General features: G+C 35.9%; 2 protein-coding genes. One reads left to right on the top strand and one right to left on the bottom strand.

Features of this window, described 5'->3' with window-relative positions:
* On the bottom strand, positions 1 to 2,044 hold a 2,044-nt coding region (locus F6K13_RS18280; protein WP_375340668.1), incomplete at its 3' end, for an alpha-mannosidase.
* 1,497 nt (positions 2,045 to 3,541) lie between these two features.
* On the opposite strand from F6K13_RS18280, the gene F6K13_RS18275 reads away from it, so the two are divergent.
* Positions 3,542 to 4,756 carry a hypothetical protein gene (locus tag F6K13_RS18275; protein ID WP_124145586.1) on the top strand — a complete coding sequence of 405 codons (1,215 nt, stop codon included), beginning with the start codon at positions 3,542 to 3,544 and terminating at the stop codon, positions 4,754 to 4,756.
* Positions 4,757 to 4,895 lie beyond the last annotated feature (139 nt).

Here is a 4,895-nt window from a genome sequence, read left to right as displayed (position 1 = left end):
TAACTAATTTTCCCTCATTGTCATAAACTAGCCAGTCATTTCGATCATTTTGCATACCAGCAGAATAATTATCCATATCCAAACCCTCTCCCTGCTGCCTACTCCCCACACCCCAACAATCCTTTTTTTCCGGAGGCGCTGGCAAAGCAACCGAAACCAATTCCGAACGTTGCCAATTCAGAGAATTAAAAACAATAACCCGATAAAACATCCCATCTTCACCAGAATCAAACGAAAAAGGCGGACAAAAATCAATATGAGAAGCGATCGCCTCCATCGCCTCATCCAAAATTTCCAACCCCAACCGTTCAGACTCCCTCCAACCATTATTAGCATCCACATAAACATCAGAAATAGCCGAACCAGGCAAAATATCGTGAAACTGATTAAACAAAACCCCCTTCCAAGCAACCTCCAAATCATTCTTCCGATAAAAAGCACCAGTCACAACCGAAGCAAAAACAGCAAACAACTCCGCCTCATACAACAAACCCTCACAACAACGGTTCCATCTCTTTTGATCAGCATGAGTCGTATAACAACCTCGATGAAACTCCAAATAAAGTTCATCCCCCCAAACAGGATAATCATCAGAACCTTCCCCCACCAACTCTACTAAAAAATTCTCAGCAGTCGTAAACTCCAACAAAGGAAAAAAACCAGACTCCCGCCATCTTTTCCCCACCTCCAACATATCCCTAGTCGGACCCCCACCATGGTCTCCCACCCCAGGCAACCACAAAACATTTTTTCTACTAGTTTTCACCAACCATTCACAAGCAAACCTTCCCATCTTTACAACATCAATACTTTCTCCTATCGGCGGTAACATCAAACTAAAAATTCGACTTTTATCCAAACCTTCCCACCAAAAAACCTCAAAAGGAAACTCCATAAAATCATTCCAACGCAACTTTTGAGTCACAAAATATTCCATACCCCCACCCTGAAGAATTTGTGGAAGTTGCCAACAAAAACCAAAACTATCCGGCAACCAAGCTACAAGAGAAAATCTGCCAAACTTATCCCAAAAATAACCTTGACCATATAAAACCTGACGAACAATTGATTCCCCACTCACAGTATTTAACTCTGGTTCTACCCACAAACCCCCAACAAACTCCCACTTTCCCAACTCTACTTGCGCTTTAATTCTATTAAATAAATCTGGTCTATTTATTTCTATCCATTCATATAGTGCCGGAGTCGAATGACAGAAAATAAGTTCCGGAAAATCTTGTTGTAAATTCAATACAGACTCAAAAGTTCGTTGCGCCACTTCCCAAGTTTCTTTGACATCCCATAACCAAGCTAAATCTAAATGAGCATGACCCAATAATTTCAGTTTTAAACTATTAATATACTTCTCAGAAATTTTGACTATTTCAGCATTAACTTTTATCAGACACTCTTCAAACTTTTCCCTCTCTCCAACTGACTGCCAATCTATCAAATTTACCGCATATTTTATTCTTTCTATATCTAAGTCATTCTCAGTCTCAACTTTTGCCAAATATTCAACTAAAATTTCTAACTCATCTGCCAATAAACCAGGGTCTAGCTGATAATTATCCACATTTTCATACACGCACCAAGACTTTACTAAAGCTCCCCAGTCATGTACCGGACTTACCAACTTAATCCCAATTAAAAAAGTCTCCCCAACCATTGCCTTTGGAGTTAGTAAAATTCGACTCGAACAGTCAAATAAATCTCCTGTTTGTACTAATTTTCCATTTACATAAATTTCCGCAGATTCAGCCCACCAAGTTAAACTTAATTTTAAAGATAAATCAGCTAAAAAATAGTTGTTTAAGTGTGAGGGAATTATCAATTTTTGCCCTAACCATAAAATCTGTTTACCTTTTTTCCAGGCAATATGTTTTCTCTCATTTGTTACGGCTAATTCCCAAGTATCTAAATTTTCAAGTGCGGTTAAAGGTATATCTCTTTGCTGACATCGCCATTGTCTTTGAATATCTACTTGGGTTAGTTTTCGTAGTTTTTCTATAGTTGTTGAAATTTCTCTAATAGAAAATTGCATAAAGTTTTGATTTGTTGATTATTGAATGTTTAGAAAGAGTATATAGCAGAAGAAAGAAGGAAGAAGAATAGATAGGATATAAGCTATCGCTCCACTCAACTGAGAAGATAGGGAAAATATTCGTTTCAATGGAGTTAAAGAAAACATTTTGTGAAGCTCAAAAAAATCTGTGAGGTTTTTAGTCTTGCATTCCCCAAAAAATTGTGAGAAAATTTATGTATTGGGATTTGTTCGCCCCTACGCATGACTATTTATTCAACTAAAAACGCCACACTTTTTACTGATAACTATAGATAGAGAGATATAAGCGATCGCTCCACTCAATTTAGAACAGAGAGAAAATATTCATTTCAGTAGAGTCACAAAAAACATTTTGTGAAGCTCAAAAAAATCTGTGAGGTTTTGAGCCTTGCATTCCCCAAAAAATTGTGAGAAAATTTATGTATTAGGAGTTGTTCGCCCCTACGCATGACTATTTATTCAACTAAAAGCACTGCACTTTTTACCGATAGCTATATATAGATGAGCGATCGCTCCACTCAATTTAGAACAGAGAGAAAATATTCATTTCAGTAGAGTCAAAAAAAACATTTTGTCAAGCTCCAGAAAAAAAACGTGATGCCAAGGTTTTTTGCCTTGCATTCTCCAAAAAATTGTGAGAAAATTTATGCATTGGGAGTTGTTTGCCCCTACGCATGACTATTTATTCAACTAAAAACACTGCACTTTTTACCGATAGCTATATATAGATGAGCGATCGCTCCACTCTACTGAGAAGAGCAAAATAAGCATTTTGTGAAGCTCAAAAAAATCTGTCAGGTTTTTTGCCTTGCATTCCCCAAAAAATTGTGAGAAAATTTATGTATTAGGAGTTGTTCGCCCCTACGCATGACTATTTATTCAACAAACTCCCCGATATTCCAGGGCCAACGCATCTAAATTCTGGAACCTTCTACAGTTAAGCTTTAGAGAAGTAATAAGTATAAACACTCAGAACCCTAACATCCTTGCCCTGTTAGAACTTCAAAATAAGATGCGTTTGCCTTGCCCGATATTCTTTCTAATTGAAATTGAGATGTAGAAGTAGATTCTGATTTTTTTCTAACAACAACTTTCTTGCAACTCACCTAAGTCCTTGATTAGCTTTCCTCATAGAAAAAAAATTTTCATCAAAACCTTAGCTACTCCATAGATAAGTAAAGCCAAATCATATTTCATATTTCAATTTACTCATAACTGAAACAAACTTATTCCTAACTCCAGAGTCTCATAAAACTTCGCTTCTGAGATATAATAAAGCTGTTTAGTAACATACTACTCTCTATAATTAGTTCACTTTTAACTCTATAAAAATTATCCGATCGCCTTCTCCTATTCCCTATTGCTTCAAAAAAGCGCACTGCCTGCGCTGAGGTTTCCGAGCACATAAAGACGGAGCAAGAAAAAGAAAATCATGAAAATAAATAAACCTACCCCTATCAAAAATTTAAAATAAAAATGACATCAAGTCCTTATAAAAGTAAAGTATTAAACTTTGTTTCTGAAAAATATCGCCAAATATTAGATAGAAGCGATCGCGTCTTCAATCAAGTAAAATTTGCAACTACCAACACAATTCAATTGCTACTTTATCCAATATATGTGTTGCTGCAAACCTCTCGCCTAGCAGTCAAACAGCTAGGAAAAAAGGCATCCGTAAAAAAACCACAAATCACAAATAAAGTCAATAATGAAACAACTAAAAATCATCAAAATACTAACCAACCTATTCAGCAAGCATCACTAACAACAATACAAACAGTCACCCCACCAGCAGCTAAACTCCCAGTAAACACCTCAACTTCTTCCCTAATTAAACCCAAATCTGAACTTTTCCCAAGACTAGACATTAAATTTGAAAATCAAGACACCCTGGCAGATAATCATCAAAAATCTGAACTTTTGACCAAAGACCAACAAAAACAGCCACTTATCTTAACAGCTTACTTAGAAAACAACACCCCATTGCAACTTCAACCATGCGCCGAAATTGCACCCAACTCTAGATATATGAGTATTTTCTGGCAAATTATGGCCTGGGTGCAAACCAGTCAAATAGCCTTATGGTTCAATCTATTTGAGGAATTGAAATTACCCCCGGAGAAAAATAAACTAATTCAGGAAAAAAATAATTACCAAACACTGCCATTATTGTCAAGTTCCAATCTAATTTTCCGTGACTTTATTAACAATATAGCTAAACATTACATACACCCAATTACTAGAAGTCTAGGTTTAAATGAATTACTACCACCTATTAACATAGAAGAATTACCCTTTGAATCATTGTTAGAAGTAAAACAAGAGGAAGACCAGGTACAGAACTCTTCTCAAAAGACCATTTTCACTTCTAATAATTCTGCCAACATAGAAACTATCAGATTTAGAGAAAATCGAGGCAGGAGCATCAAAACTTTAACAAAGACAAATGAACAAAACTTTTCCCAGACCACAAAAAATGCCAAAGTTTCGATTCAATATTATAGTAGAGAAGATAGTAGGCCAGATTACCAGCAAGAACAAGACTGCTTAGAAGTAGCCTCAGTTTCAATAGGATATATCAAACATCCTCTAGAAGAAATATTGGGATGGGTGGATGTGGTTATGACCTGGATAGAAAAAGTATTTGCACAAGTCTGGCAATGGAGCCAAAAGAAGTTGAAAAATATTTGACACATATATTGTAGTCAAATGAGACAATATTTAGATATGATAAGAAAGTTGTAGATTTTTCATAATCAATATCAATTTTTCACATCCTGGGAGAAAACTAATAGATGCTAACTCTAAAAATAGTCGTTAATATTGTCGT

Source organism: Okeania sp. SIO2B9, from assembly GCF_010672505.1.
Classification (GTDB): domain Bacteria; phylum Cyanobacteriota; class Cyanobacteriia; order Cyanobacteriales; family Microcoleaceae; genus Okeania; species Okeania hirsuta.
Note: the sequence above shows the minus strand (reverse complement) of the source record. Positions and strands in the feature narration are given on the sequence as shown.